This window comes from Vibrio sp. V10_P2A27P122 (assembly GCF_963874335.1).
Taxonomy (GTDB): Bacteria; Pseudomonadota; Gammaproteobacteria; order Enterobacterales; family Vibrionaceae; genus Vibrio; species Vibrio anguillarum.
This window is the reverse complement of sequence record NZ_CAWNHY010000204.1, coordinates 1-2,396: the sequence shown is the minus strand read 5'-3', so window position 1 is coordinate 2,396 and position 2,396 is coordinate 1. Positions and strand designations below refer to the sequence as shown.

Below are 2,396 nucleotides of genomic sequence, written 5' to 3'. Positions count from 1 at the left end.
TTTCTAGGTCATAGTTTGGCGCTAAGTTCCAATAAATAGGAATTTGGGCTTCAAAACCATCGCTAGAACCGTAAGAAACGGTAGGGTATAAAAATCCCGTTTTACGTGTGTCGCCAATCGGCACCGTAAGAAATGGCAGATAAAAAATCGGAATATTTTGAATCTCGAAGCGCGGATTATAAAAAGTGGCTTGCTCTTCATTTTGGTCAATATCAATGCTGGATGCTTTCAATCGCCATGCATTATTGCCTTCAGGGCAAGAGGTAATCGAACCATCTTCTATCTCATAAACGGCCTTACCCGTTTTGGAAATATACACAGCTTCACCACGGCCTGGTTCACACAAAAATTGATATTTTGTGTTCTCTAATGTCATTAAATCCGTATTAAGATTGTTGGTGGCTTTATCAGAAATGGTCCTTACTTCACCGTCACTGAAGTTGACATTACCTTGTGCAACTACAATATTATCTTTCTGATGCAGGGTAACGGTATCCGCTAGAATGCGTTTTTTACCTTGAACAACGACCACATTGCCTGAGTAGTTTGCGCGTTCACCGTTCACGGCTTCTAGCGTATCAGCCTCGACATTAATCGGTTGCTGACTTGAGTTTTCTGCTTCAGGTTCGTTGATCAAACATTGATCTATAGCGGGCATTTCCTGCACACTATTGTCTAACATAGCTTCTGCTTGAGTCTGTGGCACAAAAAGAGCTGCGCTAATTGAAGCGGCTAACAAGGTGCGGGAAAAACATGACATCGAGTTGTACTATCCTGTTTGAACTTGATTGATTCGGAAGATGGATGGCCGAATGTAAAATAAAACGTTTCTTATCATAAAGGAAATTGAAGCTCCCGGCACTATCAGACCGCTTTACTCCTGAAAAATTCATAGATTGAGAGCACATAATGCATATTTTTGGCAAAATTCTTGGCGCTTTTTTTGGCTTCTTATTTGGAGGACCGTTTGGCGCATTTTTTGGCTTGTTTCTCGGGCATCAATTTGATAAAGCTCGTCGTTTGAATCAAGCGGGGTTTAAAACTAGCTCATTTGGTTCTGGGCCAAGCCAAACTGAGCGACAAGACGAATTTTTTAAAGCCGCTTTCTCGGTCATGGGCCATGTTGCTAAAGCGAAAGGGCAAGTCACCAAAGAAGAGATCCAGCTAGCTACCATCATGATGGAGCGTATGAACTTACATGGTGAGCAACGTAAAGCGGCTCAAGATGCGTTTCGTGAGGGGAAAGAGAGTGGTTTTCCTTTAGAGGAAGTGTTGGAGCGTGTGCGCCTTTCGACGGGTGGACGCTTTGACTTGTTGCAATTTTTCCTCGAATTGCAAATATCAGCCGCGTTTGCCGATGGGGATGTTCACCCTAGCGAGCGCAATGTACTGCACAAAATCGCTTGTAGTTTGGGTTTCTCATCCGATCAACTGGAAAGACGCTTGCGTATGCAAGAAGCGGCCTTTCGTTTTCAACAAGGCGGAAATTTTGGTGGCCAACAACAAGGCTACCAGCAATCTGGGCAGTGGCAACAAGCCGCGCAAGCTGAACGCCTCACTGATGCTTACGATGTGTTAGGCGTGAGTAAAGATGCGGATGCTAAAGAGATTAAACGTGCCTATCGCAAATTGATGAATGAGCATCACCCAGATAAATTGATGGCCAAAGGCTTACCACCAGAGATGATGAACGTTGCGAAAGAAAAATCGCAAGAGATCCAAAATGCGTACGATTTGATTAAGAAAGAGAAGGGTTTTAAGTAACCGGCTATCGTGAATTACCGCGAACGTTCCAATCGATTGAGCTGGTGCAAACTGGCTCTTTTTATTATGAGCATACGCAAGACACAAAAAAAGCCAAGTTTGAAAACTTGGCTTTAGAAAGTGGCTCCCCCTGCAAGACTTGAACTTGCGACATACGGATTAACAGTCCGCCGTTCTACCGACTGAACTAAGGGGGAACAGAATGTTTGCTTATCTTATGCAGATAAATGGTGCCGACTACCGGAATCGAACTGGTGACCTACTGATTACAAGTCAGTTGCTCTACCTACTGAGCTAAGTCGGCGCCGAATCAATAAGCAGTGCTCATTGATGAAAAGTGGCTCCCCCTGCAAGACTTGAACTTGCGACATACGGATTAACAGTCCGCCGTTCTACCGACTGAACTAAGGGGGAACAGGTTTTAAAGAATGGTGCCGACTACCGGAGTCGAACTGGTGACCTACTGATTACAAGTCAGTTGCTCTACCTACTGAGCTAAGTCGGCACATTTTTATCTTTAATTTTATTGTCTGTGCTAGGCACCAACAATTTAGAAATTGTGGTGCCCGGAGGCGGAATCGAACCACCGACACGAGGATTTTCAATCCTCTGCTCTACCGACTGAGCTATCC

General features: G+C 44.4%; 2 protein-coding genes and 4 tRNA genes. 1 reads left to right on the top strand and 5 read right to left on the bottom strand.

Annotation, left to right across the window (positions count from 1 at the left end; genetic code table 11):
• A partial coding sequence (locus AACQ17_RS08755) for an LptA/OstA family protein (protein ID WP_276206497.1) occupies positions 1–760 on the bottom strand: 760 nt, incomplete at its 3' end.
• A 149-nt stretch (positions 761–909) separates the two neighbouring features.
• Between AACQ17_RS08755 and djlA the strand changes: the two genes are divergently transcribed.
• The gene (djlA, locus tag AACQ17_RS08750) at positions 910–1,764 is read left to right on the top strand and encodes a co-chaperone DjlA (protein WP_094147286.1); all 855 of its coding nucleotides are present in this window, start codon (positions 910–912) and stop codon (positions 1,762–1,764) included.
• 121 nt (positions 1,765–1,885) lie between these two features.
• Here the strand turns inward: djlA and AACQ17_RS08745 are convergent.
• The 4 genes from AACQ17_RS08745 to AACQ17_RS08730 form a co-directional block, all read right to left on the bottom strand.
• Positions 1,886–1,961, bottom strand: a tRNA-Asn gene (locus tag AACQ17_RS08745).
• A gap of 31 nt (positions 1,962–1,992) precedes the next feature.
• Positions 1,993–2,068 (bottom strand) — tRNA-Thr (locus AACQ17_RS08740).
• Between the two features lie 34 nt (positions 2,069–2,102).
• Positions 2,103–2,178, bottom strand: a tRNA-Asn gene (locus AACQ17_RS08735).
• 15 nt (positions 2,179–2,193) lie between these two features.
• Positions 2,194–2,269 (bottom strand) — tRNA-Thr (locus tag AACQ17_RS08730).
• Between the last annotated feature and the right edge of the window lie 127 nt (positions 2,270–2,396).

Excerpts from the sequence above, each read along its gene's own strand:
- djlA (WP_094147286.1), top strand. The coding sequence starts at position 910 with ATGCATATTTTTGGCAAAATTCTTGGCGCTTTTTTTGGCTTCTTATTT.